The following is a 26,298-nucleotide window of genomic DNA, read 5'->3' as shown; positions in this document are numbered from 1 at the left end:
GGTGGACGTCGGTCGCGGTGAGAAGCCGGGCGGCTTCGAGGGGGCGGTGGAGGAGGGCCTCGGCCCCGCGGTCCGTGCCGAGCTCGTGCGGGCGCGGGGCAGCGCCTCGTCCCGGTTCGTGCTCTTCGGCCTCGCCATCTGCGTGCTGCAGGGCCTGGGCTGGTGGTCGGTCGCGAACCGGCCGATGTCCGACTGGGACGGTCTGCTCGGGTGGCAGAGCCTCTACGCCACCGGCTTGTTCGCGCCCCTCAACGCGTTGCTCGCCGCGACGACCGTCTCTCGCGAGGCAGCAGCGCGAGAGGGTGGAACGTGGACGCGGCCGCTCTCGCCGCGCACGGCCCTCGTCGCCCGAGTGCTCGTTCTCGCCTGGCAGTCCCTGTTGTTCCAGGGCGTCGTGACGATGCCGCTCATCGCTTTCGGGTTGCTCGGCGGCCTGACCGACGCTCCGATCGGACGCTTCGTCGCCATGTGGCTGACGTTCTGGGCCACGTCGCTGCTGCCGCTCGCGCTCGGATTCGTGCTCGCTCGCCGCATCGGCATGATCGCGACGCTCGTCCTGACACTCGGGTGGCAGATCGGCGGCACGCTCGTCGCGGAGTCGCCGACCTGGTGGGCGCAGCCCTGGAGTTGGGGCGTCCACGCGATGCTGCCGATTCTCGGCGTGCACCGCAACGGCGTGCGCCTCGAACCGGACTCACCCCTGTGGTCGCTTAACCCCTGGTGGCCTGCGCTGATGTCGGTCGCGCTCGCCGGGGTCGTCGTCGGCGTCGCCGCTGCGCTGGCCCGCGTGGACACCACCCCGCGCCGCATCGGTCTCGGCCGGCTGCGTCGCCGGTCGGTCGTCGAGCCCGAGCCGGCGCCGGCGGTACGCGGCGATCTCGACTGCCTCGAGACGGCGCCGCGGGCCGGCTCTGTCCCCACCGCGCCGGTCCAGCGCGGGCGTGGCCGGCCGGTCGCCGCCCAGCTCGTCCTGCTTCGCGCCACGGCGATTCCCGCCCTGGTCGTGGCGGCGTTGCTCGCGATCACCGCGGTCGGGGTCGTGTGGAACTCGACCTACGTCACCGGGTTCGGCACGTGGCTCGTCCTGCCGCTCGGCTCCTGCATCCTCGCCTGCCTCGTGTGGGGCGCGAACTCCGGCGGATGGCGCGTCGCGGCCCTGCGGGAGCGGACGACGACGCTGGCGGCAGCGATGATCACGGTCTGCCTCGTCCTGCTCGGGCTGGTCGTCGCGTGCCTGACCCTCGTCGCCGCGCTGAGCCGGGGAGGCGGCATCCCGTTCGCGTTCCCCGCCACGGCGTTCCTCACCGGCGCCATGACGCTCACCGTCAGTCTCTGGCTCGCCACGCGATTCGGCGCCGGCGCAGCGATCGGGGCGACGCTCGTCGTCCTCGTGTTCAGCCTCGTGTTCGGCGGCACCTATCTCTCGGAGGGTCCGCTGTGGCTCGTCGGTGTGCTCGGCTGGCCGCTGACGGTGACGAGCGTGGACCGTCTGCTCGTCGCACTGACCGTCGGCCTCGTCGTCTGCGTCGGCGCGTTCGTGGCGTGGCTCCGGGCCCTGGCTCGCGCGGCTCGATGACACGAACGGATGTCACGAGGCGGCTACCGGGCGGTGGTGGGCTCCCGCTCCCACAGCACCGGAAAGAGCGGGTGGTCGAGCGGGGCGCCGTCGGCCAGCTCGTTCTCGAGACCAGGGAACGGCGGTGACGTCGTCCACGGCCGCGGGGCGTGGCGCATGCCCTCGCCGAGGAACCGTAGCGAGAGCACGCGGCGCCGGTTGGTGCCGGAGACACCGCCTGCGGCGTGCAGGGTCGCCATGTTGAAGAACACCGCGTCGCCCGGCTCGAGCTCCCAACCGAGGATGCGGAACTGCTCGGGACGGCCGTCGATGTCGGGTAGCTCGGCGAGGCTGCCCTCGGGAAACCACCTGGCCTGGTCGTCGAGGAACGTGCGCGGCATGAACCACGGCCCGAGGTGGGAGCCGGCGACGAACTCCAGGGTCGACTCCCGGGCGACGGGGTCGACCGGAAACCACATCGAGACGTTCTGGGTGCCGTCGACGTTGTAGTACGGCTGGTCCTGGTGCCACGGGGTCCTCTGCCTCGTGCCGGGCTCCTTGACGAGCACGTGGTCGTGGTAGAGCCGCACGGTCTGCGCCCCCATGAGCTCGCCCGCGACCTGCGCGACACCGGACTCGCGCGCGAACCGCTCGATCGCCGGGATGCGCTGCCAGGAGCAGAAGTCCTCGACGAAGGCGCCGTCGTCGTCGCCGCTCGCGCGCTTGGCGCCGGGGGAGAGGTCGGCGAGGTTGGCGTCGATCGCCTCGCGGGCCAACTCGACGAATTCCGGTGTGGTGACGCTGCGGACGCAGGCAGCACCGTCGCGTGCGTAATCGCCCTCGATCTGCACGGTGGGCTCCTTCACGGTCGACCCGGGGCGCCGCGCGCCACCGGAGTTCATCGGTCGATGGTGCCTGATCATGACCGATGCCCGGGGGTGTCGGATCGTGCGGCTTCGGGCAAGGGAGGAGGTGAACCCCCTTTTTTTCTGTGATCGAGGAGGACGCATGAGCGAGAAGAGACGCGGTGTCGTCGTCGATGTCGACGGCACCATGCTCGATACGAACTATCTCCACGTCGTCGCGTGGATCCGCGCCCTGCGAGCGCGCGGCTACGACGACATCACGATGGCGCAGGTGCACCACGCGATCGGCATGGCCAGCGCCAAGCTCATCGAGCACCTCACCGGTGGCGAGGATGAGGAACTCGGTGAGGAGCACTCGCGGCAGTACGAGGCGTTTCAGGACGACGTGCGCGCTTTGCCGGGTGCTGCCGACCTGCTGACGAAGTGTGCGGAGGCCGATGTGGCCCTCGTCATCGCCACGAGCGGGCGGGAGAGCGACCTCGACTGGATGCTCCCGGCCATCGGCGTCGACCGATCGATGATCACGGGGACCGCGACCTCGGGTGACGTGGAGAAGGCCAAGCCCGCCCCCGACCTCATGGAGGCGGCGATGAAGGAGGGTGACCTCGACCCGGCTTGGACCGTCGCCCTCGGCGACACCGTGTGGGACATCGAGGCCGCGGCCCGAGCGGGTATCGGCTGCATCGCGTTCCGCTGCGGCGGCATCGGCGGCGACGAACTGCGCGATGCGGGCGCGATCGAGGTCTGGGACGACCCGGCCGACCTGCTCGCGCACCTGTCGGAGTCGCGGTTGGGCGAACTCACCAAGCCCTGATCGCGGTCCCGAGGAACCCGGTGCGGTCGATCAGCGAGGCGGCGTGAGGCGCAGGAGCTTGCCGTCCGGGCCGTCGGTGAGGAGCCAGATCGCGCCGTCGGGGCCCTGGACCACGTCGCGGATGCGCGCTCCCATGTCCCACTGGTCGGCCTTGGTCGCGGTCGTGCCGTCGAGATGCACCCGCACGAGGCACTGGCCCGACAGACCACCGATGAGCGCGTCGCCCTTCCACGCGGGAAAGGCCGTGCCCGAATAGATCATGAGGTTGGCCGGCGAGATCGACGGCACCCAGGACAGGATCGGCGCGACGACGTCCTTCGACGCTCCCTGCGAATGGGGTGGGATCGCGCGACCGTCGTAGTGCGAGCCCTCGGAGTAGTCGGGCCAGCCGTAGTCGGCGCCGGGTTCGATGAGGTTGAGTTCGTCGCCGCCCTTGGGACCCATCTCGCTGGCCCAGAGGTTGCCCGCGGCGTCGAAGGCGATGCCGAGCACGTTGCGGTGGCCGTAACTCCACACGGTCGCGGCCTTCTCGTGCTGCTCGGCGAAGGGGTTGTCGTCGACGTGCTCGCCGTCGAGGGTGAGGCGCAGGATCTTGCCCAGATCGGTGCGCACGTCCTGCGCCGGAGTGAACTTCTGGCGTTCTCCGGAGGTGACGAAAAGGTTGTCGCCGTCGGGGCTGATCGCGAGACGCAGCGAGTAATGCCCCGAGCCCGACTGGGGGTCCTGCCGCCAGATCGTCGTCAGCTTCTTCAGCGCCGGGGGACCGTCGAGGACGAGGCGGGCCTTGCCGACGACGCCTCGCGTCTCTCCGGGCTCGTCGGCCTTCTCCACCCAACTGAGGTAGATCGTGCCGTCCTCGTCGTAGGTGGGGCCGAGCGCGACGTCGGCGAGTCCGCCTTGTCCCTCGTCGACGACCTCTGGGGTGCCGGTGACCTTAGTCGAGCGCCCCGTCTGGGGATCGACGACGCGCAGCGTGCCGCCCTTCTCCGTCAGCAGCGCCCGCCCGTCCGGCAGGAAGGCCATCGCCCACGGCCGGTCGAACGTCGCGACCTCGTTCACCTCGAACGGCCGGCCGTCCTGCGCGACGGCGTTCGGATTGGGAGCGACGGAGGTCGTCGGCGGGGGCGGGGGAGCCGTCTGCGGCTGCGCGGGGGAGTCGCCGGGCGTGGAACAGGCCGCGATCGCGAGCATCAGGGGAACGACTGCGAGGCGACGGGGATCCATGTCTCGACCTTACGCGGCACCGGGATTCACCTCCGACGCTTCGGAGACCGCGCCGCGACCCCTACCGTGAGGGGATGAGCGACCTCACCGAGCCGTGCCCTCGCTGCGGCAGACTCATGCGTTGGGAGACCTCCCACGAACGCTGCGACGGGTGCGGCTGGATCATCCCCTGCTGTGAGGGGGCACCGTGTCCGCCGGTCTCGACGCGGGCGGAACCACCGCCGGTTCGGGCCGCGACGGAACGAGGTCGGTGAGGGAGCGCCGAACGCGGGGAGGACGGGAACCGACGGCTGTCTCGGCGAGACTTCGGCTGGGCGAGGGTCGGGGTGCCGGAAGCCGGTGTGCCGGATAGCGTCGGGGCATGAGTGGACTCGTTCTCGTCGCGAACGCCGGTGACGGCACCATCACCTCGTTGCGTCTCGACCCGACCGGTGACCCGACCCTGACCACGCTCACGAGCACGCCCGTCGGAAAGGGCTGCGGCACACTGGCCGTCGACTCCGAGCGCGGTCTCGTGTACGCCGCCACCAAGGAGCCCTCGATCGTCACCCTGCGCATCGACGAGCAGTCGGGCGCGTTGAGCGAAATCGCACGGCGGGAGATCGACGAGGAACTCGCCTACGTGACCCTCGCACCGGGCGGCGACGTCGTCCTCGGCGCCTCGTACGGCGGCGGCTGCGCGATGACGTGGCTCGTCGGTGCGAAGGCCGGCGCGGCCGAGGGTGTCCTCGGCGACGAGGTCTCACGCGTCGAGTACGCCAACTGCCACTGCGTCGTCACCGACGCCGACGGCCGTCACGCGTACGTCGTCTCGCTCGGCGACGATCTCGTCGCGCAGTTCGACCTCGCTGCCGACGGCACGCTCACCCCGATGGAGCCGGCCACCGTCGCGATGCCCGACGGCTGCGGCCCCCGCCACCTCGAGATCGACGGTGACGTCGCCTACCTCGTCACCGAGTACTCCGCCGAGGTGTTCCGTCTCGGCGTCACGGAGGACGGTCGGCTCGTGCGCGACGAATCCGCCGAACCCGTGCGCATCGACTCCCCGGAAGCGGACCTCGCGCACAGCGTCATGGGCGCCGATCCGGCGAAGGAGCGGTTGCGCTGGGGCGCCGATGTACACCGCACCGGCCGGTGGCTCCTCGCCTCCGAGCGCACCGCCTCGACCATCGCCACCGTCGCGCTCGGGGAGGACGGCCGGCTCGAGGACGTCGTCGCGATCACCGACACCGAGAAGCAGCCCAGGGCGTTCGGCATCGCGCCCGACGGCATCAACGTCGTCGCCGTCGGCGAGAAGTCGACCCAGGCCGCGCTCTTGCGGGTCGAGGACGACGGCAGCCTCACTCTGCTCGACACCGCCGAGGTGGGTGAGACCGCGCGCTGGGTCGCCTTCGTCTGACTTCGTTCGACACCTCTTCATCCGATCGACGTCGTATCGGGTGCCGTGGCCGGCTGGGCTCAGGCGCTGGTGTCGGTGTCGCCGCCGGTGAGCCCGCCGAGCACGCCGCCGTCGTCGGTACCCGTGACCCGTTCACCGATGACGCCGTGCTTGCCCTCTTCGACGCCGGGCGCGTCGGACATGACGACGCCGGTGTCGCCGGCGCCCTGCGTGCCGGTCTGGCTGGCGCCCTCCTCGGCCATCTGCGACTCGGGGTTGTTGCGGGGGTCGATCGTCTCGTCGGTCATGGATGCCTCCTGGAGAGTTCGTGGTCGTGGATCCGTTCCACACTGGCACGACGGGCCCAGGTGATGCACACCGACCGTTCTCACCAGCGCGGATGCCTCGCGGACGCGGCCCCGACAGGCCCTCGACCGCGCCCGTGCCTTACTTCACGAGACGGGGCGCCACTCGTCCGGCGGGTCCTCCCCCACGCGCCCGTCCAACGCCTCGCGGATGAGGTCGGCGTGGCCGGTGTGGCGGCCGTACTCCTCGACGAGGTCGCAGACGTGACGGCGGATGCTCGGCCGTATCTCGCCGAACGTGAGGTGACCGGGAGCCTCGAGCCGCCCCGCGTCGAGGATTACCGCGAGGCGGGCCCGGGACCGCTCGACCGCTGCGTCGTACAGCGCGTACACGTCGGCCGGGTCGTCGGGTAGCTCCCACTGCCAGGCGAACAGGTCTGCACCCTCGGGCATGTCGGCCATGACGTCCGGACGTTCGCCGGCGATGCGCCACCCGAACACGTCGTCCTCACACACGGCGAGGTGCTTGAGGAGCGCGCCCAGGCTCAGCGCGGACGTCGGCAGCGTGAACCGCAGGCCGTCGTCGTCGAGTCCGTCGGCCTTCCAGCGGAACGTCGTCCGCAGGCGGTCGAGCATCCCGGCGAGGTGTTCGTTCTCGGTGCCGTGGAAGGGCGGCTCCCAGGGCGGCATGCCCTGCTGGGTCGGGTCGTCGTTGCTCATGACTTCTCCTGAGGGTCCGGCTTCTGCGTGCGTTCGAGCTCCGGGGTGGGCTCCAGGCGTCGGGCGACGATCCACGCGTGCTTGCCGACCTGACGCACGCGTTCGAAGCCGTAGTCGTCGAAGAGCTCTGCGGTGCCGCTGAACAGGAATCGGCCGTGGGCCTGCCGACCGTCGGTGACCTCGGTGATCGCCTCGACCAGGCCGCCGCCGGCGTCGGCGACGAGAGCGAGAGCGCCTTCGAGCGCGAGCCGGGCGATCCCCTCGCCGCGGTGCCGCTTGTCGACGAAGATGCACGTGATGCGCCAGTCCGGCCGCGGTGGCGGCTCCTTGTCGTAGGCGCGCTTGTGCTTGATGCCGGCGAGTTCCTCGGGATCGCCGTACTGCGCCCAACCCTGGGCGAGGCCGTCGGCGTCGAGCACGAGCGCGGCGTGGGCGGCGTCGCGCATGACCCGGTCGCGCTTGGCCTGGCGGTGGTCGATGCGCTGCCCGCATTCGGGGTGGAAGCCGATGCACCAGCAGCCGCCGAAGATCCCGTTGTTGCGCTCGACGAGCTCGGCGAACGCGTCCCACGTGTCCGGTCCCAACGGGACCACGGTGTAGGTCATGGTGGGACCGTAACGACGGTTCCGGACGTTCTCCGTCCGGTAGCGCCCGCTCGACCTTCTAGCCTGGCCAGATGAGCGAGGCGACTCCGCTGGTTCGGGCGCTGCGTGTTCTCGAGGTCGTCCAGGACCACCCCGGGGTCACCGCCGCACGCCTGGCCGAGGACCTCGGCGTCTCCGAACGGGCGGTGCGGCGTCACGTCGCGTCGCTGCGCGAGGCGGGGGTGCCGGTCGAGTCCTCGCGCGGACCCTACGGCGGCTATCGCGTCGGGCGCGGCGCACGCCTGCCGCCTGTCGTCTTCACCGAAGAGGAGGCGGTCGCCCTCGTCACCGCGGTGCTCGCGGTCACGGCGGGAAGCGATCTCGCGGACGTGCGGCGGCAGGCGCTCGACAAGGTCATCCGTGCGCTTCCGCCGCCCACGCGACGCCAGGCGGCGAACGTGCGCGACACGGCCACCGGAGCCGGACGCCCCGACCCTCTCCCCGACCCTGGTGTGACGGGCGCTCTCGTCGCGGCGATCTCCGATGCCCGGCAGGTCGTCCTCGACTACGCGGGCGGGTCCGGCCGGGACGAGTGGCGCGTCGATCCGTGGGCGCTCGTCGTGCGACACGGCCGGTGGTATCTGCTCTGTCGTTCCCATCGGGCGCAGGCCACCCGCACCCTGCGTGTCGATCGGGTGCTCGGCGTGACCACCAGACGCGAGACCTTCACGCCGCCGTCGGGACTCGATCCCGCTGCCGCCTTGGAGGAGGCCCTGGGTGCGGGGTGGGAGTACGAGACCCACGTGCGCTTCGATGCCCCGGCGTCGGAGGTCGGCCGCTGGGTGGGGGTGGTGTCGGGCACGCTCACGCCACTCGACGAGGGTGGGTGCGAGCTGCGCGGGACGACGAGCAATCCCACGATGTACGTGCTCGAACGGCTCGCGAGCGTGCCCGGGGAATGGCGCATCCTCGGCGGCCCGGAGCTACGGGAGGCCGCCGCGCGCTCGGCGGCCCTGCTCGCCCGGGCGGCCGGTGGGGAGTCGGACGGGGTGACCTGGGACGATCGGTGACGACGGGACCGACGCGAGGGAGGGCACGATGGACGGCGCAGCGGATCGCACGGGAACGCACGGCGGGGGTGAGTCGGGCGACCGGCCGGTCGCCGAGGCGTGTACGCCGAGCTCGACGCAGCTCACGCTCGCGAGCGTGATGACGGCGCTCGACACGAACCTGCTCGGCACCGTGCACGGCGGCAACGTCATGAAGAGCGTCGACACCGCGGCGGGATCAGTCGCCGCCCGGTTCTCCGGCGGCCCGGCCGTGACGGCCGCGATGGACGAGATGGTCTTCCGCGCGCCGGTACGTGTCGGCGACGTGCTCACCGTGCACGCCCAGGTCAACTGGGCCGGCCGCAGCTCGATGGAGGTCGGCGTCCACGTCGAGACCACCCGCTGGGACGAGCTCGGCGATCCCGTGCACGTCGCGACGGCGTATCTCGTCATGGTCGCCGTCGACGAGAACGGTCGCCCTCGGCCGCTGCCCGCGCTCGTGCCCGAGACACCCGACGATCACCGGCGCCACGCCGAGGCGCAGATCCGGCGCGAGCACCGCCTCCGCATGCGTGAGGAGATCGACCGTCTGCGCGGCGGCACGCGCTGAGCCGGCGGCCGGCCCGGCACGGGGACCGGAATCGGCGGCAGTCCCGGCGATTCGCGTACCGTGTCGACATGACGGCATTTTCCGTGGGAGATCACGTCCGCTGGAACTCCGAGGCCGGGCACGTCACCGGTGTCATCGTCAAGAAGCACACGAAGGACACCGAGTACAAGGGCCATATGCGGCGCTGCTCGAAGGACGACCCACAGTACGAGATCAAGAGCGACAAGACCGATCACGTCGCCATGCACAAGGGTGACGCGCTCACCAAGATCGACTGATGACGGCGGCGACACCCCGCCCCGTTGCCGACAGGATCCGCGTCTACACGATCGGGCACTCGACGCGGGAGTTCGGCGAAGTCGTCGACATGCTGCGCGCCAACGGTGTGGACACGCTGGTCGATGTGCGCTCCTTTCCCGGCTCGCGCAAACATCCGCAGTGGAAACAGGCGTCGATCGAGCACGAACTGCCGCCGGACATCGACTACCGGTGGATCAAGGCGATCGGTGGGCGACGCCACACCCCCGCCGGCACCCCCACACCCAACGAGGGCTGGCGCGTCAAGGCCTTTCGTGACTACGCCGACTACATGAGCACCGACGAGTTCCACGCGGGGCTCGACGAACTCGTGAGCATCGCCCAGGCGAGCACTCCCGCGATCATGTGCAGCGAGGCGGTCCCCTGGCGCTGTCACCGGCGGCTCATCACCGACGCGCTGCTCGTGCGCGGTATCGAGGTGTGTCACATCATGTCGCCGACGTCGGTGAGGCCGGCCGAGCTCACGCCGTTCGCCCGGGTCGACGGCGAGCAGATCACGTACCCCGCCACCGACGAGTCCTCCGGCGACGAGGCATCCCCGGAGGACTCGTGAGCGCACCCGACGACCCGGCGGTGGTCACACGTGCCGTCGTCGCATCGATCCCCGCCGGGCAGGTCATGGCCTACGGGGAGGTCGGTGAGGTCGTCGGAGTCGGCCCCCGCGCCGCCGGTCGCCTCGTCGCGAACCTCGACGACGACGTGCCGTGGTGGCGGGTCGTCTACGCCGACGGGACCCCCGCCACCTGCCACGACGGCACCGCGCCCGACCTGCTCCAGGCTGAGGGCGTGCCCTTCCGAGGAGACCGGGTCGACATGACCCGCGCCCGCCGGACCTGACCCCGCCCGGACAGGCCCTTTCGGCCGCGGGTGTGCGCTCGGACAGGCCCTTTCGGCCCCGGGTTCGCCCTCGGACAGGCCCTTTCGGTCGTACGAGAGGGTGAAAGTGCCTGTTTGAGCGGAGGGGGCGGTGGGCGGCGGGTTTGCGCTCGGACAGGCCCTTTGGGTCGCGGGTTCGCGCTCGGACAGGCCCTTTCGACCCCGGGTCCCCGCTCGGACAGGCCCTTTCGGTCGTACCTTTGGGTCGCGGGTTCGCGCTCGGACAGGCCCTTTCGACCCCGGGTCCCCGCTCGGACAGGCCCTTTCGGTCGTACGAGAGGGTGAAAATGCCTGTTTGAGCGGAGGGGGCGGTGGGCGGCGGGGTGGAAACGCCGGCTGTCTCGGCGTGGGGGTCAGTGCCCGCGGAGGCGGTCGAGGGCGCGACGGTCGCGCTTGGTCGGACGACCGGCGCCGCGTTCCCGCAAGGCGACCGGAGCCGGTCGTTCCTCGCGCGGCGGCAACGGCGGAGACTCGTCGAGGTAGGCCTCGGCGGCGATCGGGGCGCCGACGCGCTTGGCCAGCAGCTTCTGAGCGACGAGGATCCGCGGGCGCGGACCGCCGGTCACGGTGACTCGATCACCGACCCGGATCGGCGACGACGGCTTGATCCCGGCGCCGTTGACGCGCACGTGTCCGGCCTTACACGCGGCCGTCGCGAGGGAGCGGCTCTTGTAGATGCGCACCGACCACAGCCAGACGTCGACGCGCACGCTGCCGGATTCGCTCATCGTCCCAGGGTACGGCCGTGCTCGATCCCGCTTCACGCGGAGGAACCTCGAACCACATGCGGTGGACGACCGACCTCAACTAAGGTTAGCCTTAGTTTGACCTGGTCGAAGGTTGCCACAGCAATTCGTCCCGGCGTTCGGCTTGAGTCACCGGGCGCCGGGACGCATTGTTGCCGTAGGTCGATCCAGGAGGCGCGTGATGCCCGAGTTTCCCGAACTCCTGCACGTCGCGATCGACGCCCGGGACTGCCGGGCGCTCGCGGAGTTCTACCGGCGGCTGCTCGGCCTCGTCTATCGGCCCGGTGACGAGCCGCCCACCGATGATCACCCCGACGACGCGCAGTGGCTCGTCCTCACCCACGAGGACGGTCGCCGGGCGCTGGCTTTCCAGCAGAACGCGGGTCTGCAGACCTCGACCTGGCCGTCGGACGAGGTCTCCATGCAAATGCACCTCGATCTCGAGGTCGACTCGCTCTACGAACTTCACCGTCATCGCCGCCGGGCCGAGGAGCTCGGGGCGCGGCTGCTGCTCGACCGCTCCGACGAACCCGAGGAGGCGGTCTACGTCCTCGCCGATCCCGAGGGCCACCCGTTCTGTCTGCTCACGACCAGCCTCGACTCCTGATGCTCGAACAGGCGGTTTCACGCCGACGAAACCGCCTGTTCGAGCGCGGCCGACGTCCCCCAAGGTCGCCGGCCCGGCGCCGTTCAGGCGATCGCGGGGAGTGGGGAGTCGTGGTGCCGGGCGGCGAGGACGGCCTCCGGCTCGCTCTCCTCGGCGGGGTGGGCGAGGTCGTCGTCGCGCCCGACCGTGGCGACCCAGCCCTCGACGGGGCCGGTCGGCGGCGGCAGGTACATGGTGACGACCTGACCGAAGCGGAATCCGCACGCCCGCACCACCTGCCACGACGCGAGGTTGCCCGCCTCGGCGAACCACGTGACGTGCTGCCCGCCCTGGTCGAACCACCACCGGCACACGAGCCGGACCGCCGCGGACATCACGTGCCGCCCGCGTGACGCGGGGTGCAGACCGAAGTCGATGCCCGCGCTCGTGTGATCGTGCGGGTGCAGGTCGACGTAGCCGCCGAACCGGGTCGCGTCGCCGTCGCGCCACTCGACGGCCCAGTGTCGAGGGCCTTCGGCGCGGGCGGTGTCCCGTTCGACGCGGCGCAGGTAGGAACGGGCGCCGAACTCGGTGTCGAACGGGTCGCTCGTCGTCGTCCAGCGTCTGGATTCGGGATCGGCGAACTGCTCGGCGAGCGAAGTCGCGTCGTCCTCGCGCAGGGCGCGAAGCAGGACGCGCCCGTCCGTCAGGGTCGGAGTCGCGCCCGCAGAACCGGTGCTTGACATGCCAAACAGGCAAGCATGTTCCTCCGGCGAATCGCCAGACCCGTCGTGTACATGTCGGTGGGCGGGCTCATCTCACCCGGCGGCCCTGCCTGTTCGCCGCCCCACACCTCGCGCTTGGGTGTGCCGACCGGGGGCCGTGGGGCGACCTGCGCCGTCGGTGCGAGGTTCCGTCGCACGTCAGGGGCGACCGTGTTGCTCGATCCGGCCCGGTCGGCGCCCTCACACGCGACCCTCCTGTGTTCGAGATCACGTGAGCCCGCAGGTCGAGGCTCGACCGGTCAGTAACCGGTGCGTCCGTCGATGGTCTCGCGCAGCAGATCCATGTGCCCGAGGTGGCGCGCGTACTCCTCGACGAGGTGGGTGAGGATCCACGTCAGGGCGACCTCCTTGCCGTGGCGTCGACCGCGGCCCGGAACGTCGAGGTCGGGCCAGGCATCGATGGCCTCGCGACAGCGGGTGACCTCGTCGCGATAGGCGGCGACGTCTTCGGCCGCTCGTGCCGGGTCGATGTCGTCGAAGTCGCCGTCTGGGCTCTCGCGGGTGCAGTAGTAGTCCGGCAGGTCCTCCCCGTGCAGCACTTCGCGCAGCCAGTACGCCTCGACCTCGGTGAGGTGACGCACCATGCCGAGGAGGCTCATCGTCGACGGCGGCACGGAGCGGCGGCACAACTGCTCCGCATCGAGACCGCCGATCTTGAGCAACACGGTCTCGCGGTAGAGGTCGAGCCAGTGCAAAAGGGTCTCGCGTTCCCCGCCCGTCATGGGTCCGTCGTCGCGGGTGTCCTCGGCGTCGGCCACGACCGGCGTGCCCGGGTCGTGGGTCCAGGGCTCGACGGGGCGAGTGAGATCGTCGTCGCTGCCCACGGAGGCGACCCAGCCGTCGGCGAGGGTGCCGTCGGGCAGGGGCAGATACTCCGGAACCGTGCCGTGCCAGGTGAATCCGCACGCCCACGCGACGCGCCACGAGGCCGTGTTGCCCACGTTGGCCCACCACGTCACCCGCCGGCCTTCGTTCGCGAACCACCATCGACATGCGAGACGCACCGCGGTCGACATCACGTGCTGCCCACGAGCGTCCGGGTGGAGCCCGAAGCCGATCTCCGCGCCGCCGGAGCCACGCGGCCGCAAGTCGATCGTGCCGCCGAACCGCGCCCGCACGTCGTCGTCGGTCCACTCGATCGCCCAGTACCGCTGCCCCTTCGGGTCATCCCACCCCTGGCGCACCAGGTCGAGGAACTGACGCGCGTCGTCCGCACCGTAGGGGCGGGGCACGGTCGTCCACCGCACGCTCTCGGGGTCGACGCACTGCTCGACGATGGCCGGAATGTCGTCGTCGCGGTGGGCGCGCAGCTGCACGCGGCCGTCGGTGAGCTCGGGCACGCACGCCGGGAACGGTGGGACTTGGCTGGTCATGGGCTCAGCAAAGCAGCCCGAGGCTCCGGAACGATACCGAATTTCCCGGACACCTGGCCGGGTGTGGTCCTGCCCCTTCGTCCGGATGGCCTGCGCGGGGCGGCGCACGGGTCGATCTTCTAGGCTCGCTGCATGACCACGATCACGCCGGCCAAGGATGTTCAGACCGCCCCGCTCGTCGCTCTCGGGTTGCTCGGGGGCTTCGCCACCGCACGTGAGAGCGGGGTGCGGATGCTCGGTGGTGTCGTTCTCGGCGCGGCGGGCGCGTTCGCCGGTCGCACGTGGCTCGCGAAGGAGGGCCCGGCGACGGCGGGCGCGCTGTCGGCCCTCTACCTCGCGGGCTTCGGCCTCTCCCACCCGCTGGCCAAGAAGATCGGTGCCTGGCCCTCGGTGTTCGCCGTCACCGCCGTCAGTGCAGCCGCGTCGTACTGGTTCTGCGACCGGGACTGACCCGGGCGGATCCGCACACGGCGTGCCCGGCTCGTCCACTCACCGCTGAACAGCCGACGTGGAAGATGGGATGGCAGCAGAGATGGGGTTCTCACCCCCGTTTGGCTGCCATCCCATCTTCCATCCCGGGGAATCGAGGCGGGTCCGCGTGAGGGGCCGGTCGGATCAGTCGGGCCGGTCGGATCGGCCGGGCCGGTGTGTGAGGGCGGGCGTCAGCGGGTGACGGCGTCGAGCAGCCAGGCCTCGGTGCCGGCGAGGCCGACGCTGAAGAACACGCGCGTTCCCTCCGGAGGCTGCGCGTCACCGGCGAGAACCGCGCCCAGATGGACGAGGTCTCCCTCGAGTCCGCTGCCGACCAGCACGTTCGGCGGATCGTAGGCCCCCACCTGAGCAGGGGAGTCGCTGACGACGAACGCGGCCGTGCGCGCGATCGACGGGTCGAACTCCGCGCGTCCGACCTGCTTGGGGCCCAGGGGTGCGACGTACGCACCCGGCCGGATCCACTCCGCCTCGACAACGGGCGTCGCCGACGACGTGGCGAGGACGACGACCTCGGCCGCACGGACGGCCTCCTCGGCGCTCCTGGCCGCCGAGACGTCGAGGCCGAACTCGGTACGGGCGCGGTCGACGAACCGGCCGCGCGAGTCCGGATTCCGGGAGTAGACACGGATCGGCCGGTCGCGATACGCGTCCGGCAGTGCCACAGCTGATGCCACGCCTGCGTGCCCGTGCCGACGAGCGCGATGGTCGTGACGTCGGTGGGTGCGAGTGCCTCCAGCGCCACGGCCCCGATGCCGCCGACCCGTCGCGGACCCAGCGCCTGCCCGACGGCGAGCGACCGCACCGCTCCCGAGGATTCGTCGTGAACGACGATGACCTGCTCGTCGCCTTCGGAGCCGGGTGAGACGTACGAGCGGTAGCCGTACCAGTCGCCGGGTCGCGCTCCGCACGTGAACGCCAGGCGATGGTCGCCCAGATCGACGATGCCCCGCGGGGGAGCGACGAGCTCGCCCCGCCAGGCCGCCACGGTCGCCTCCCGCATCGCGGCACGGGCGAGGTCGGGGATGACGAGTCGGCGGATGTCCTCGTCGGTGAGCAGGCGAGGAGTTCGGGGGTTTGACGCGTTCATGCCTGGACGGTAGCGGCGCTCGTGTCGCGGCACGGCGTCGAAGGTCGAGCTTGTGTCATCGGCGCATGGACATGCTCGATATCGGCGGCGTCCCGGTCGTCGCCGACCCGACTGGTAGGGCGCGCTCAGGCCTGAGCGTCGATGAGCAAGCCCTTGTCGAACATCCCGAACAGGGCCGAGGCGCCCAGGCGTCGGGCGGTGAGGAGGAATCCGAGCCCCGTCCCGCCGCGCAGAGCGTCGAGGAGTTCGCGCGGCTGCATCCGCAGCAGGCGGCTGAGACGGCCGAGACCATCACGCTGAACAGGTGTGATGTTGTTCGAGAGCAGGCCGGACGTGAGCTCGGGGTTGTCGAACCCGCCGCCACCCTGGGCACCCCGCTCGGTGGTGCGGTGGGGTGCGGGCACGGGGGTGGGTGCGCCGACGCCTGTGATCGACCCCGTCGGGTTCGAGGCGGCGTTCACCGCCGACGAACGCATGGGGTCGACGCCCTCCACACCAGCCACAGTCACGCTTCCCCATCGGCGGCCGCGGGCCGTTCCTCACCTTCTCCGCGCAGGTTCTCGGGCGGTGGTCCGGATCCGACGATCATTCGGTCTCGACGCCGGGGCGTTCCGGCGCCGATCGTGGTGAGACGTCAGGGCTTCGCGGGTTCCGGTACGGGGCGGCCGAGGTCCAGTTCGAGCCGGGCCGCTCCCGTCGTGAGCGCGTCGTAGGCGGCGTCGACCGTCTGCCGAGGACTCTGCTCGGTGGAGTCGATCCAGACGCCGAGCTCGCGCAACGGCTCGAACTCGGCGGCGACCCAGTCGAATCGATCACCGATGCGCTTCGTGCCACGCGCCGCATCGCGGGCAAGACCGACCGAGCGGGCGGGGTCGAGGTGCACATAGGCGAGTGGCCGGGTCCCGAGGGCACTGCGCAGGTCGTGCAGCAGCGACGGGATGACGAGCGAATCGACGACGACGCTGAAACCCGCGTCGTAGAAGTTCGTGGCGAGCGCGGCGATGTTGCGCCATCGCAGGTCGAGTTGAGTCCACGACTCGTCCGCGGGCTCCTCGCCCGGGCCGACACAGCCGCTCACCGTCATCCCGTGCTGGAGGTGGTCGCCCTCGACGACGGCCGCCCGCGACAGACGCGCGGCCAGGCCGGCCGCCACGGTCGTCTTGCCGGAGCCCGGCAGCCCGTTGACGAGGACGATGAGGGGGAGTTCGCGCACCTCGTCAGTGTGGACCCGGGTCGTCGGTCACGAGTGACCGGCGCGCCCCGCGTCACCCCTTTAGGACGCCGACCTGGAACGAGGCGAGGCGCTTGTGGGGGTCGTCCTCCTTGGCGTGCTGCCCGTTGAACGCCCCGCTGCCGTCGGTGCCGCAGAGGTTCTCGATGCGCTGCGCGCCGCCGGGGTGCTGCCCGATCCACGAGGTGACGTCGTACACCTTGCCGTCGATCGCGGTCCAGCAGGAGTCTTTGGTGTTGTGCTGGTTCACGTCGGCCATCGTGTAACTCGTCGAGGCCGCCGTCGCGGGAGCCTCGGCCGGGGCGGACTGATTGCCCGAACCGTCGCTGCAGGCGGCCAGGGGTGCGGCGCAGAGCAGGGCGAGGGCCAGGGGAGCGAGACGCTTCATGGGGGTCCTTTCGTGGTGGATCCGCCACAACCGTAGCGGGAGGGCGGCGTGGCTGCGCGACTCCCGATCTGCTCGGCGCCGAGACCGCGCTGCACACATGAATCGCCGCAGTTCAGGGCGGGTTGCATTGAAGTTCAGAGAAGTTGGACGGGTGATGGCGCGGGCATCGGTCACACTGACCCCATGGCTCGAGACGTGAGGTTCGACGTGGAAGGTGCCGAGTACGCGGCCCTCGACTTCGGTGGCGAAGGGCACGACGTGCTCCTGCTGTCCCAGCTCGCGTCCAACGCCCAGGTGTGGGGCCTGCTCGCTCCCGCGCTCGCGGAGTTCTGCCACCCCGTCGCGGTGGATCTGCGCGGTCACGGCCAGTCCGCCGCCGACGTGCTGGAGATCGGCATGATCACCGGCCAGCTGCCCGCGGTCTCCGCGGCGTTGGGCTTCGAACGGCCCCTCGTCGTCCTCGAGCATGAAGAGCTCCTCGCCCTCGATCCCACGAGGTTCGCGGGCCTCGACGCCGTGGGCCTCGCGCTCATGTCGGTGGCCAGCTGTCAGCGGGGTGAGGCCGCCCGGCAGGACTGGGCCGAGATGGTCGGCCCCGAGGCGATGGCGGTGTGGGTCGAACGCTTCTCGTTGTTCGCATCCGGCCCGGCCGAGACGCGCGAGGCGTATCTCGACGAACTCGTCGACCGCACGCGCACCGACTGGATCACGGCCGACGTGCCACCGGATCAGATGCGCGCCTACTTCGCGCGCCACCTGCGCGCCGTGCCGGGCGGATGGCGCCGCTACCCCGAACGCGACGTCCTCTTCGAGGCCCTCGACATCGTCCTCCTGCAGCCGCACGGTCTCGACCTGCGCGACTCCTACGACGGGATCCTGTGGAACATCGTGCCCGAGGAGATCGTCGACGAGAGCGAGGTCGCGATCCTCGACGAGTACGCCGCCTCACGCGCCGATCGGGAGGTGCGCTACATCGAGGGCGGTCCCAACCTCGACACCGTCGACGTCGACGACGCGGCCGCCGCGATCGAGGAGATGCTCCGCGCCCTCACCTGAGGACGCGGCACACGTCACGCGCAAGGCCTGCCCTTCGACGTCAAGGCCGACGACCCACCCCCGGCCCGCGTATCTGCCCCGTCGTCACCGCACGGTGAACTGCTGCGAGGTGCCGGTGTACGGCGTGACGCGGCCGGTCCATCCGTCCTTCCAGTCACCCGTCTGGACGATGCGGTACGTGCCCGCGGGCGTCTCGGCGCCGATGCGCCATTCGACGGTCGTGCGGGAGTACGAGGCGCCCTCCCGCTTCCAGATGAACGAGGTGTCCCAGTCGGCGTCGTCGAGGTGGTTCACCCACGTCGAGCCCTCGAGACGCTGGATGCGCAGGAACGTGCCGCCCGTGCGGTAGTCGTTCTTGGGGTGACCGCCCCGGAACGTCGCGACGGCCGTCTCACCCCTGGCGTAGGTGTCCTTCGGTTGCACGAGCACCTGCCCGAACGTCTGGCCCGCGGGCTTGTCGTCGAGGACGACGCCGGGCCGCTGTGTTCCGAGACCCCGACTCGTGGAGGGCTGCCTGTCGTCGGTCACGGGCCTGCCCTCACGCATCGCGCTCGCGAGCTTGGCCGCCTCTTGTCGAAAGGCACCGAGCTCGTGCGGACCGAACTCCGTGGAGGCGCCCTCGTAGTGCTGAGTCGCGTACTCCTCACGGGTCGTGATGTAGCCCGCGTACCCGTTGGCGAGGCCGGCGATGACCACGTTCGTGACGCCGGAGCCGGCGAGCTCGGCCCTCACCGTCTCGCGCAGGCGGCGCCCCGCCATCGTCGTCGGTTCGCCGGGCATCGAGACGATCGCAAGGTCGCCGATCCGAAAGAGCTGCACCTGCAGCGTCGTCGACACCCAACCCAGCGCGCCCGTGGCGAGCAGCACCGGTTTCTCCGCCTGACACGGGTCCTGGAACGCCAGGGCGAACGCGCCGAGGGTGCCGCGAACGAGGGAGCCCAGCGGCGACCTGTCCACCTGATTGAAGGCGTCGGTCACCGAGAACGACCCCTTGGTCATGCCCTCGTAGATGCCGGGGATGTTCGACGGCCCGTTCTCGCCGCCCGCCGCGAACGAGAAACCCCGCGCCGGGACGCACAGCTTCTTGGGGCCCTCGCCCTGCGTGTACGCCGCGTCCACCGTGTAACCGCCGAAGTCGACCCAGCGCGAGCGGGAATCGACCCCACCCTTCAACGGCGTGCCGCCGTCGTTCCACAGCCGGGAGGCACGGTCGAACTGACGCGAACCGTCGATCTCGGCGTTGCGGTAGTCGTTCGGCAACCCCTCGTAGCCGGGTGCGGAGAACGAGTTTCCTCGTGTCGACACGACATCGCCCGTGTCGGAGTTGGCGAAGGCCGCGACGAAGGTCTTGTTCTTGCTCGGATCCTGTCCCATCCGCCGACCGAATGTGTATTGCGCGTACCCCTTGGCGTCGGCGCTGATCTGGGTCGTCTTGAGGCTGAACTGGGTGGGGTGGGTCGCGAACCAGTTGACGACGCCGATGGGCGTCCCCGAGGCGGACGTGAGGTTGAGCTGCGTCATCGTCGTGTTGACGTCGCTGCGGTAGTTGGCCGCGTCCTTGTTCGCGCGGTAGGCGGGGGTCGAGCGGTTCTTGGTGGCGCCGCTCAGCTCTCCGCTGGCGAGCGCGACGTCGCCGGGCTCGAGGTTCGCGTGAGCGCGCGCGACCGACTCGACGATGCCGCCGACGACGGTGTCGAGGTTCCTCTGATCGAAGCCGGCGCCCGTGGAGTCGGCGCCCGCGATCTGGTACAGCGTCTCGTAGGCGAGTCCGGAGGTCGCCACGTGCGTGTGCGTGGCGGTGATCATGACGTTGGCGTCGGTGTACGCCGACCCGAATCGCTGCTGGAGCTGCCGCACGACGCCGGTCTTGATCGACGGAAAGATCGCGCCGAGATCGGCGCTGACGAACACGACGCGCTTGCCCGTCGCCGGGTCGCCGACGACGAACGCGCGGGAGTACAGCCGCGTGTGCAGCCCGGTCATCTCCTGCTGGGCGGCGTAACCGAAGGCACCGGTCTCGGCGGCGGCCCCGGTGATGTCGTACATCCCGGCGCCGACGAGGTAGGGTGCTGCGTTCGCTGCCGTCGCGTTCTTCGACGTGGCGATGGCGGGCGTGGCGATGGCGGGCGCCGTGGTGGTGCCGGCGGTCCCGGCCGCGGACGGCACTCCGAGGACGAGCGCGGTGAGCGCGACGAGCGCGCCGGCGAGGGCCGCACGCACTGTGGTTGACCTGGGCAGAGACGGACGACGCATGCGCGGACTCCCGAGGGTGGGGCGGAGGGTCGCTCATATCATGGGCGCGAGAGACGCCACCTGTCTCGGGTTTCCACGACGGTGGTCCGATCCCCTCTCCTGCCTGCGGCGACTCCCCACCAGGCCGCGCAGCGGCCACCCGCCGAGCACCTGCCAACGCTCCCGTCGGACGCGCTCAACGCGTCATCAAGGCCTCCACCACGTCCTGGGCGAGCACGTCGGTCGTGATTCTCGGCGAGTAGCGCGCGACGACGCGCCCGTCGCGCCCCACGAGGAACTTGGTGAAGTTCCACGTGATGCGGTCGCCGAATCGCCCCGGTTCGCTGCGGCGAAGCCACGCCCAGAGCGGATGCGCAGCGGGACCGTTGACACTCACCTCGGCGAACACGGGAAAGGTGATGTCGGATTCGGTGACGGAGAACCCTGCGTCCTCACCCTGCGCGGAATCCGAGCGGGCGAGCTGAGGGCACGGGAATCCGAGCACGACGAACCCGCGATCGCGATGACGCCGCCACAATTCCTCGAGTGCGGCGTACTGTTCCGCGTGCCCGTTCGTGTTCGCCATGTTGACCACGAGGCAGACCTTTCCCGCGTATTCCGAGAGTGAACGCGTCGTGCCGTTCGCCGTCTCCGCCGTGAAATCCCCGATCGTGGCCATGGGCGCATTATCCGCACCCCGACGAGCGCATCGACGTCGCGACCTACGCTGGCGCGCATGGAATGTCGTTCGACACCCGCGGTCGTCGAGGCCGGGCAGACATGAACGGGGTGCCGCCCGCTGTGCCCGACGCCGATGTCTTGGTCGTCGGCGCGGGTCTGTCGGGAATCGACGTCGCCGTTCGGCTGGGGGAGAAATGCCCTGACCTCGACTACGTCGTCGTGGAGGCGCGCGACGATCTCGGAGGCACGTGGGATCTGTTCTGCTATCCCGGCGTGCGTTCGGACTCCGACTTCTTCACCCTCGCCTATCCCTTTCACCCCTGGCGTGGACGGGACGCGATCGTGGGTGGCGAACAAATCCGCGAATACCTCCACGACGTGGTTCGTCACTACGACCTCGACCGCAACATCCGGTACGGGGTTCGGGTGTGTTCCGCCGACTGGCAGAGCGAGACGGCTCGCTGGCGGGTGACTCTCGAGACCGAGGCGGGGGAGCAGGTCGTCACTCCGCGCTTCGTCATCATGTGCACCGGCTACTACGACTACGCGCGGCCACACGATCCCGTGTTCGCCGGCCTCGATGCCTTCGACGGCCGGGTCGTGCATCCGCAGTTCTGGCCGGAGGATCTCGACGTCGACGGCAGGCGGGTCGCCGTCGTCGGCTCGGGAGCCACGGCGATCACGCTCGTGCCCGCTCTCACCGAGCACGGCGCGCGCGTGACGATGGTGCAACGCACGCCGACGTACGTCGTGGCTCAACCCCGGCGTGATGCCGTCACCGACGTGGCGCGTCGCGTCCTGTCCCCGGCCCGTGCGCATCTGGTCGTCGCCGCGAAGAACGCCCTCCGACAATGGGCCTTCTACCGGGCCTGCCGACGGGCGCCGCGCCAGATGCGGCACGTCCTGCGGTCCCAGGCCGTCAAGGCCGTCGGCTCCGCTGCCGTCGTGGATGCGCACCTGGCCCCCGATTACGACCCGTGGGATCAACGCGTCTGCATCACCCCGGACGGCGACTTCTTCGCCGCCCTCCGACGCGGGGAGGCCACGATCGTCACCGGTCACATCGAGCGGTTCGTCGGCGACGGCCTGCGGATGACCGATGGCACCACCGTGCCCGCCGACGTCGTCGTCACCGCCACGGGCCTGCGGATCAGCCTGCTCGGCGACGTGCCGCTCTTCGTCGACGGACGACCCGTCGACCTCGCACGCGCCGTCGCGTATCAGGGCGCGATGCTCAGCGGCCTACCCAACCTCGGTTTCGTCGTCGGCTACCTCAACGCGTCGTGGACGCTGCGGGCCGATGCGACCGCTCGGCTGTTGACCCGCGTCCTGCGCAGGCTCGTCGACACCGGCGCGGCCCGGGTCGTGCCCGTCCCTCCCGAAGGGTTGAGCGAGACCGCGCCGATGCTCCAGCTCGACGCCGGGTACCTGCGCCGCGCCGCCGGCCTCATGCCGCGGATCGGACCCGAATACCCGTGGGCGTACGAGCAGGACGTCGTGCGCGACCGCCGTGCGGTGGCCGCGGCCGACCTCGACGACGGACTGTGCTGGACCTCGGCGGACGAGCCCGGGCGCTGAACTTCGCGGGTCAACTCCGGCTCGTCCCAGGCCGATCCGTGGCCACCGCCTCGACCTGCGACCTCGCTCCGCGCCGACTAGGGTCGCGAACAGTGGCCGATTCGGCTCGTCCACTCGTCATCCCCCAATCCTGCTGGAGGCACGTCATGGCGCGCACGATCGCGATGAACATGGTCGACCACCTCGTGAAGAACGGCGTGAAGCGGGTCTACGGACTGCCCGGTGACTCGCTCAACGGATTCACCGACGCATTGCGTCGTGACGGCACGATCGACTGGGTGCACGTCCGGCACGAGGAGGGTGCGGCGTTCGCCGCGGGCGCGGACGCCGAGCTCACCGGCGAGCTCGCGGTGTGCGCCGGCAGCTGCGGCCCCGGCAACCTCCACCTCATCAACGGCCTGTTCGACGCCAACCGCACCCGTGTGCCGGTCCTCGCCATCGCGGCGCAGGTCCCGACCGAGGAGATCGGCTCGCTGTACTTCCAGGAGACGCACCCGCAGAACCTCTTCCAGGAGTGCAGCGTCTACTGCGAGTTCGTCGGCGACCCCTCGCAGATGCCGCGAGTGCTCGAGATCGCGATGCGTACCGCGATCGAGGAACGCGGCGTCGCAGTCGTCGTCATCCCCGGTGACGTCATGCTCAAGGAGGTTCCCGACGACCGGGTCGAGGCCATCACACCGACCCGTTCGACGGTCATTCCCGCCCAGGATCAGCTCGCCGAGTGCGCGAACATCCTCAACACCGGCAAGAAGGTCACGATCCTCGCGGGCGCAGGAGTGGCGGGAGCCCACGACGAGGTCGTCGCGCTCGCCGACACTCTCGCCGCCCCGATCGTCCACAGCATCCGGGGCAAGCAGTTCATCGAGTACGACAACCCGTTCGACGTCGGCATGACCGGTCTGCTCGGGTTCGCCTCCGGTTACCGCGCGATGATGGACGCCGACACGGTCGTCATGCTCGGTACGGACTTTCCCTACCAGCAGTTCTTTCCGCGCCACGCGAAGGTCGTCCAGATCGACATCCGTGGTGAGCAGCTCGGACGCCGCACCCCGCTGGCACTCGGCCTCGTCGGTGACGTCAAGGACACCCTCGAGGCGCTCAAGCCCATGCTCGAGCGTCACTCCGATCGCAGCCATCTCGAGGACTCCCTCGAGCACTACGCCAAGACCCGCGACAAGCTCGACGACCTGGCCCAGCCCACCAAGACGGGGTTGTTCGGTCGCAAGCGCGCGATCCACCCCCAGTACCTCGCGCGCCTCGTCAACGAGATGGCCGCGCCCGACGCGGTGTTCATCCCCGACGTCGGATCGCCGGTCATCTACGTCGCCCGGTACCTGCAGGCCGGCGGCGGCCGGCGCATCATCGGGTCGATGCTGCACGGCTCGATGGCGAACGCCGTGCCCCAGGCCGTCGGGGCGCAGTGCGCGTTCCCCGACCGGCAGATCGTCACCCTCTCCGGCGACGGCGGCATCACCATGCTGCTCAGCGAGTTGCTCACCGTCACCCAGAACAAGCTGCCGGTGAAGATGGTCGTGTTCAACAACTCCTCGCTCAACTTCGTCGAGCTGGAGATGAAGGCCGCCGGATTCGTCGACTGGGGCACCGAACTCGTCAACCCCAACCTCGCCGCCGTGGCGGAGGCCATGGGCATCAAGGGGGTACGCGTCGAGAAGTCGGAGGACCTCCCCGGTGCGGTTCGGGAGGTGCTCGACCACGACGGGCCGGCGCTGCTCGACGTCGTCACCGAACGCGAGGAGCTCACGATCCCGCCCGCGATCACCGCCGAGCAGGCCAAGGGCTTCGCGCTCTACGCCATCCGCACGACGTTGTCGGGCCGCGGTGACGAGTTGCTCGACCTCGCGAGCGCCAACTGGCGTCAGTTGTTCTGAGAGACCTCGACGCGTATCGCCGCCGACTTTCGTCGTAGGCCGCCGAGGTCGCCAGGAGCCCGGGAGGCAGGCGCGCCTCGCGCGCGTCGGCATGCTCGGTCTGCGGTGGCGCCGGTTCAGGCGCCGCCGCAGAACCGCGTCGTCTCGACCCATCGCCGTTGCCAGGGGGTCTCGACGGCCCGACGGTGATAGTGCTGCCGCACCCACGCGACGGCATCCTGCGGAGGGACGCCGCTGAGAACGGCGAGGGCAGCGAGCGCGGTGCCGGTGCGTCCCACGCCGCCGCCGCAGGCGATCTCGACGCGCTCGTCCGCCGCTCGGGCGTGGGCCTCACGGAGTGCGGCGACGGCGTCCCGCGTCGAGCGGGGGCAACGAAAGTCCGGCCAGGCGATCCATCGGTACGTCCACCCTTCGACCTCCGGGTCGGAGGCGAGTAGGTAGACGGCGAACTCCGGCGTCGCCACGCCCCCGCGTCGTCGACGCATGCCGGTACCCCGGATACGACGGCCGTCGGGAAGGGCCACGACTCCTGGCACGGTCTCGTCCCATTCGCCCACCGGTCCAGTGTCACCCCTCAGAGGGCGGCGGGACCCCAGGGATCTGAGGGGCCCGACACGGCAATGAGGACTCACGAGGGTGGAGTTCAGGAGTCGCGAGGGGGTGTGAGGGGCGCAGGCGGCGAGGGCGTCGTGACGAGGCCGTCCAGGCGGTCCGTGAACTGCTCCACGGTAGTGACCCTTTCCTCGGCGACGCTCATGATGAGGTGGTAGGCCTCGTCGTTGCCTGCAGTCAGGCGAGCGCCGTTCATCCCGAGAAAGGCGATGAGTCCGGCCAGGCCGAGGCGCTTGTTGCCGTGGTTTCCGACCAACGACAGAGTGAGGGCAGCCGCCTTGGTGAGGACGTCCGGGTAGACATCGTCGCCACCGAAGGTGGCCGCGGGACGCGCGGCGGCCGCAGCAAGGAGTCCGGCGTCGCGCAGGACCCCATGTGCCCGTCCTGGCGTGCGCTGTACGGGTTGCGCATAGCGTGTGTCCCATGGCTGCCGTGGGAACGCTGACCCAGCTCGTGTTCGAATGCGCCGATCCCGCCTCGCTCGTGGAGTTCTGGCGCGACATCCTCGATCTCGATCCGCCGACCGGCGACCCAGACTGGCTCACGCTGGCGTGGGAGCCAGTCGGTCGCTTGTCCTTTCACGAGGTCGCGGGGTACGAGCCGCCGCCGTGGCCCGGCCGCACCGGCGAGCAACACGCCCACCTCGACCTGCTCGTCGACGATTTCGAGGCCGCCTGCGCGCGGGTCGAGGAGGCAGGAGCGCGTCCCCTGGACGACGTCATCAATCCTGGACCGAAGGCCTGGCGCGTCTACGCCGACCCCGAAGGGCACCCGTTCTGCCTCGTCTCGGTACCGGAGTGATCCGGGGCCCGGAGTGACCTGAGGCGCCGGAGCGATCCGCAGCGTCAGCCGTCGAGGCCGGAGACGAATCCGCTCGCCTCGTCGGCGATCTCGCCCAGCGACGCGTCGCCCACCGAGGGCGTGATCGCGAACCATTCGCGCATCGTGCGCGTCCCCATGGTCACCGGCTCGGCGTCACCGGCCTCGACGAGCGCGCCGCCACGCTCGCGAGGCAACTTGACGATGATCCGCCCGCCGGAGCCCGCGAACGCGAAGATGCGTCCGCTCACGGCAAGGCCCGGACTCCGGAACATCGTGCCGCGCGTGATTCCCGGGTCGTCGTCGTAGCGTTCCGCGAGCGCCTCGATGCGCGCCACTGCCTCTGCTCGGCCCATCCCGCCTCCCTGCCCGTACGGCTCGGTGGACTCGGCGTCCATGCCCGACCCTGCCACGTCCGCGACGCGAGGTGAGCTCGAGCGCGGC

General features: G+C 70.5%; 31 protein-coding genes and 1 pseudogene. 14 read left to right on the top strand and 18 right to left on the bottom strand.

Annotated elements, in window-relative coordinates; translation table 11 throughout:
- Position 1: 1 nt before the first annotated feature.
- On the top strand, positions 2 to 1,576 hold the full coding sequence (locus BN1197_RS03025; RefSeq protein WP_141397192.1) for a lantibiotic immunity ABC transporter MutE/EpiE family permease subunit: 1,575 nt from the start codon (positions 2 to 4) through the stop codon (positions 1,574 to 1,576).
- 23 nt (positions 1,577 to 1,599) lie between these two features.
- Here BN1197_RS03025 and BN1197_RS03020 read toward each other — a convergent pair whose 3' ends face one another.
- Positions 1,600 to 2,457 carry a phytanoyl-CoA dioxygenase family protein gene (locus BN1197_RS03020; protein WP_052465919.1) on the bottom strand — a complete coding sequence of 286 codons (858 nt, stop codon included), beginning with the start codon at positions 2,455 to 2,457 and terminating at the stop codon, positions 1,600 to 1,602.
- Between the two features lie 106 nt (positions 2,458 to 2,563).
- Between BN1197_RS03020 and BN1197_RS03015 the strand changes: the two genes are divergently transcribed.
- The gene (locus BN1197_RS03015; RefSeq protein ID WP_040156096.1) at positions 2,564 to 3,235 is read left to right on the top strand and encodes an HAD family hydrolase; all 672 of its coding nucleotides are present in this window, start codon (positions 2,564 to 2,566) and stop codon (positions 3,233 to 3,235) included.
- Between the two features lie 30 nt (positions 3,236 to 3,265).
- Here BN1197_RS03015 and BN1197_RS03010 read toward each other — a convergent pair whose 3' ends face one another.
- Positions 3,266 to 4,459: a PQQ-dependent sugar dehydrogenase gene (locus tag BN1197_RS03010; RefSeq protein ID WP_040156094.1), complete on the bottom strand. Its 1,194-nt coding sequence runs from the start codon at positions 4,457 to 4,459 to the stop codon at positions 3,266 to 3,268.
- A 361-nt stretch (positions 4,460 to 4,820) separates the two neighbouring features.
- Here BN1197_RS03010 and BN1197_RS03005 point away from each other — a divergent pair, with 361 nt between their 5' ends.
- A complete protein-coding gene (locus BN1197_RS03005; protein WP_040156093.1) occupies positions 4,821 to 5,858 on the top strand; it encodes a lactonase family protein in 1,038 nt (345 codons plus the stop codon).
- A gap of 59 nt (positions 5,859 to 5,917) precedes the next feature.
- Here BN1197_RS03005 and BN1197_RS03000 read toward each other — a convergent pair whose 3' ends face one another.
- From BN1197_RS03000 to BN1197_RS02990, 3 genes are all read right to left on the bottom strand, one after another.
- Positions 5,918 to 6,145 carry a hypothetical protein gene (locus tag BN1197_RS03000; protein WP_040156091.1) on the bottom strand — a complete coding sequence of 76 codons (228 nt, stop codon included), beginning with the start codon at positions 6,143 to 6,145 and terminating at the stop codon, positions 5,918 to 5,920.
- 144 nt (positions 6,146 to 6,289) lie between these two features.
- Entirely contained in the window at positions 6,290 to 6,862 is a 573-nt protein-coding gene (locus BN1197_RS02995; protein WP_052465918.1) for a mycothiol transferase, read from the bottom strand.
- Positions 6,859 to 7,467 carry a GNAT family N-acetyltransferase gene (locus BN1197_RS02990; protein ID WP_052465917.1) on the bottom strand — a complete coding sequence of 203 codons (609 nt, stop codon included), beginning with the start codon at positions 7,465 to 7,467 and terminating at the stop codon, positions 6,859 to 6,861. The genes BN1197_RS02995 and BN1197_RS02990 overlap by 4 nt, the downstream gene beginning before the upstream one ends.
- Before the next feature lie 71 nt (positions 7,468 to 7,538).
- On the opposite strand from BN1197_RS02990, the gene BN1197_RS02985 reads away from it, so the two are divergent.
- The 5 genes from BN1197_RS02985 (at position 7,539) to BN1197_RS02965 (ending at position 10,260) form a co-directional block, all read left to right on the top strand.
- The gene (locus tag BN1197_RS02985; RefSeq protein WP_040156090.1) at positions 7,539 to 8,516 is read left to right on the top strand and encodes a helix-turn-helix transcriptional regulator; all 978 of its coding nucleotides are present in this window, start codon (positions 7,539 to 7,541) and stop codon (positions 8,514 to 8,516) included.
- 28 nt (positions 8,517 to 8,544) lie between these two features.
- Positions 8,545 to 9,105, top strand: coding sequence for an acyl-CoA thioesterase (locus tag BN1197_RS02980; protein WP_082043579.1), 561 nt, complete (start codon positions 8,545 to 8,547; stop codon positions 9,103 to 9,105).
- 68 nt (positions 9,106 to 9,173) lie between these two features.
- Positions 9,174 to 9,383 carry a hypervirulence associated TUDOR domain-containing protein gene (locus BN1197_RS02975; protein WP_040156089.1) on the top strand — a complete coding sequence of 70 codons (210 nt, stop codon included), beginning with the start codon at positions 9,174 to 9,176 and terminating at the stop codon, positions 9,381 to 9,383.
- Positions 9,383 to 9,976, top strand: coding sequence for a DUF488 domain-containing protein (locus BN1197_RS02970; RefSeq protein WP_052465916.1), 594 nt, complete (start codon positions 9,383 to 9,385; stop codon positions 9,974 to 9,976). The genes BN1197_RS02975 and BN1197_RS02970 overlap by 1 nt, the downstream gene beginning before the upstream one ends.
- The gene (locus tag BN1197_RS02965) at positions 9,973 to 10,260 is read left to right on the top strand and encodes an MGMT family protein (RefSeq protein WP_095999837.1); all 288 of its coding nucleotides are present in this window, start codon (positions 9,973 to 9,975) and stop codon (positions 10,258 to 10,260) included. The genes BN1197_RS02970 and BN1197_RS02965 overlap by 4 nt, the downstream gene beginning before the upstream one ends.
- 392 nt (positions 10,261 to 10,652) lie before the next feature.
- Here the strand turns inward: BN1197_RS02965 and BN1197_RS02960 are convergent, their stop codons facing one another.
- Positions 10,653 to 11,027 (bottom strand): RNA-binding S4 domain-containing protein, encoded by a 375-nt coding sequence (locus BN1197_RS02960; RefSeq protein WP_040156087.1) that lies wholly within the window; start codon positions 11,025 to 11,027, stop codon positions 10,653 to 10,655.
- Between the two features lie 199 nt (positions 11,028 to 11,226).
- On the opposite strand from BN1197_RS02960, the gene BN1197_RS02955 reads away from it, so the two are divergent.
- Positions 11,227 to 11,652 carry a VOC family protein gene (locus BN1197_RS02955; RefSeq protein ID WP_040156467.1) on the top strand — a complete coding sequence of 142 codons (426 nt, stop codon included), beginning with the start codon at positions 11,227 to 11,229 and terminating at the stop codon, positions 11,650 to 11,652.
- A gap of 83 nt (positions 11,653 to 11,735) precedes the next feature.
- Here the strand turns inward: BN1197_RS02955 and BN1197_RS02950 are convergent, their stop codons facing one another.
- Both BN1197_RS02950 and BN1197_RS02945 read right to left on the bottom strand, forming a co-directional pair.
- Positions 11,736 to 12,377 carry a GNAT family N-acetyltransferase gene (locus tag BN1197_RS02950; RefSeq protein ID WP_040156083.1) on the bottom strand — a complete coding sequence of 214 codons (642 nt, stop codon included), beginning with the start codon at positions 12,375 to 12,377 and terminating at the stop codon, positions 11,736 to 11,738.
- 278 nt (positions 12,378 to 12,655) lie between these two features.
- Positions 12,656 to 13,789 (bottom strand): GNAT family N-acetyltransferase, encoded by a 1,134-nt coding sequence (locus BN1197_RS02945; RefSeq protein ID WP_082043578.1) that lies wholly within the window; start codon positions 13,787 to 13,789, stop codon positions 12,656 to 12,658.
- A 132-nt stretch (positions 13,790 to 13,921) separates the two neighbouring features.
- On the opposite strand from BN1197_RS02945, the gene BN1197_RS02940 reads away from it, so the two are divergent.
- Positions 13,922 to 14,239, top strand: coding sequence for a hypothetical protein (locus BN1197_RS02940; protein ID WP_040156080.1), 318 nt, complete (start codon positions 13,922 to 13,924; stop codon positions 14,237 to 14,239).
- A gap of 212 nt (positions 14,240 to 14,451) precedes the next feature.
- On the opposite strand, the gene BN1197_RS17010 is transcribed toward BN1197_RS02940, so the two are convergent.
- The 5 genes and pseudogenes from BN1197_RS17010 to BN1197_RS17250 form a co-directional block, all read right to left on the bottom strand.
- The gene (locus BN1197_RS17010) at positions 14,452 to 14,955 is read right to left on the bottom strand and encodes a hypothetical protein (RefSeq protein WP_141397191.1); all 504 of its coding nucleotides are present in this window, start codon (positions 14,953 to 14,955) and stop codon (positions 14,452 to 14,454) included.
- Positions 14,956 to 14,978: 23 nt separating this feature from the next.
- Positions 14,979 to 15,281, bottom strand: a pseudogene (locus tag BN1197_RS18070) (hypothetical protein); the annotation flags it as partial.
- Between the two features lie 212 nt (positions 15,282 to 15,493).
- Positions 15,494 to 15,772, bottom strand: a complete 279-nt coding sequence (locus BN1197_RS02930; RefSeq protein WP_141397190.1) for a hypothetical protein — start codon at positions 15,770 to 15,772, stop codon at positions 15,494 to 15,496.
- 230 nt (positions 15,773 to 16,002) lie between these two features.
- Positions 16,003 to 16,581, bottom strand: coding sequence for an AAA family ATPase (locus tag BN1197_RS02925; RefSeq protein ID WP_052465913.1), 579 nt, complete (start codon positions 16,579 to 16,581; stop codon positions 16,003 to 16,005).
- A gap of 52 nt (positions 16,582 to 16,633) precedes the next feature.
- Positions 16,634 to 16,987: a cytochrome b5 domain-containing protein gene (locus tag BN1197_RS17250; RefSeq protein ID WP_052465912.1), complete on the bottom strand. Its 354-nt coding sequence runs from the start codon at positions 16,985 to 16,987 to the stop codon at positions 16,634 to 16,636.
- 183 nt (positions 16,988 to 17,170) lie between these two features.
- Here BN1197_RS17250 and BN1197_RS02915 point away from each other — a divergent pair, with 183 nt between their 5' ends.
- Positions 17,171 to 18,043 carry an alpha/beta fold hydrolase gene (locus tag BN1197_RS02915; protein WP_176489701.1) on the top strand — a complete coding sequence of 291 codons (873 nt, stop codon included), beginning with the start codon at positions 17,171 to 17,173 and terminating at the stop codon, positions 18,041 to 18,043.
- An 84-nt stretch (positions 18,044 to 18,127) separates the two neighbouring features.
- Here BN1197_RS02915 and BN1197_RS02910 read toward each other — a convergent pair whose 3' ends face one another.
- Positions 18,128 to 20,263, bottom strand: coding sequence for a neutral/alkaline non-lysosomal ceramidase N-terminal domain-containing protein (locus BN1197_RS02910; protein ID WP_040156075.1), 2,136 nt, complete (start codon positions 20,261 to 20,263; stop codon positions 18,128 to 18,130).
- A 208-nt stretch (positions 20,264 to 20,471) separates the two neighbouring features.
- Positions 20,472 to 20,954, bottom strand: a complete 483-nt coding sequence (locus BN1197_RS02905; protein WP_040156074.1) for a glutathione peroxidase — start codon at positions 20,952 to 20,954, stop codon at positions 20,472 to 20,474.
- Between the two features lie 122 nt (positions 20,955 to 21,076).
- Here BN1197_RS02905 and BN1197_RS02900 point away from each other — a divergent pair, with 122 nt between their 5' ends.
- Both BN1197_RS02900 and poxB read left to right on the top strand, forming a co-directional pair.
- A complete protein-coding gene (locus BN1197_RS02900) occupies positions 21,077 to 22,534 on the top strand; it encodes a flavin-containing monooxygenase (RefSeq protein ID WP_245851800.1) in 1,458 nt (485 codons plus the stop codon).
- 146 nt (positions 22,535 to 22,680) lie between these two features.
- The gene (gene poxB / locus BN1197_RS02895) at positions 22,681 to 24,423 is read left to right on the top strand and encodes a ubiquinone-dependent pyruvate dehydrogenase (RefSeq protein ID WP_040156073.1); all 1,743 of its coding nucleotides are present in this window, start codon (positions 22,681 to 22,683) and stop codon (positions 24,421 to 24,423) included.
- A 116-nt stretch (positions 24,424 to 24,539) separates the two neighbouring features.
- On the opposite strand, the gene BN1197_RS02890 is transcribed toward poxB, so the two are convergent.
- Complete coding sequence (locus tag BN1197_RS02890; protein ID WP_040156072.1) at positions 24,540 to 24,980, bottom strand: protein-tyrosine phosphatase family protein; 441 nt, start codon at positions 24,978 to 24,980, stop codon at positions 24,540 to 24,542.
- Between the two features lie 86 nt (positions 24,981 to 25,066).
- On the bottom strand, positions 25,067 to 25,291 hold the full coding sequence (locus BN1197_RS02885; RefSeq protein WP_245851799.1) for a hypothetical protein: 225 nt from the start codon (positions 25,289 to 25,291) through the stop codon (positions 25,067 to 25,069).
- A 167-nt stretch (positions 25,292 to 25,458) separates the two neighbouring features.
- Between BN1197_RS02885 and BN1197_RS02880 the strand changes: the two genes are divergently transcribed.
- Positions 25,459 to 25,836: a VOC family protein gene (locus tag BN1197_RS02880; protein WP_040156071.1), complete on the top strand. Its 378-nt coding sequence runs from the start codon at positions 25,459 to 25,461 to the stop codon at positions 25,834 to 25,836.
- A 44-nt stretch (positions 25,837 to 25,880) separates the two neighbouring features.
- Here the strand turns inward: BN1197_RS02880 and BN1197_RS02875 are convergent, their stop codons facing one another.
- A complete protein-coding gene (locus BN1197_RS02875; RefSeq protein ID WP_052465910.1) occupies positions 25,881 to 26,252 on the bottom strand; it encodes a hypothetical protein in 372 nt (123 codons plus the stop codon).
- Between the last annotated feature and the right edge of the window lie 46 nt (positions 26,253 to 26,298).

The organism is Mobilicoccus massiliensis, from assembly GCF_000826525.2.
GTDB lineage: Bacteria > Actinomycetota > Actinomycetes > Actinomycetales > Dermatophilaceae > Mobilicoccus > Mobilicoccus massiliensis.
Note: the sequence above shows the minus strand (reverse complement) of the source record. Positions and strands in the feature narration are given on the sequence as shown.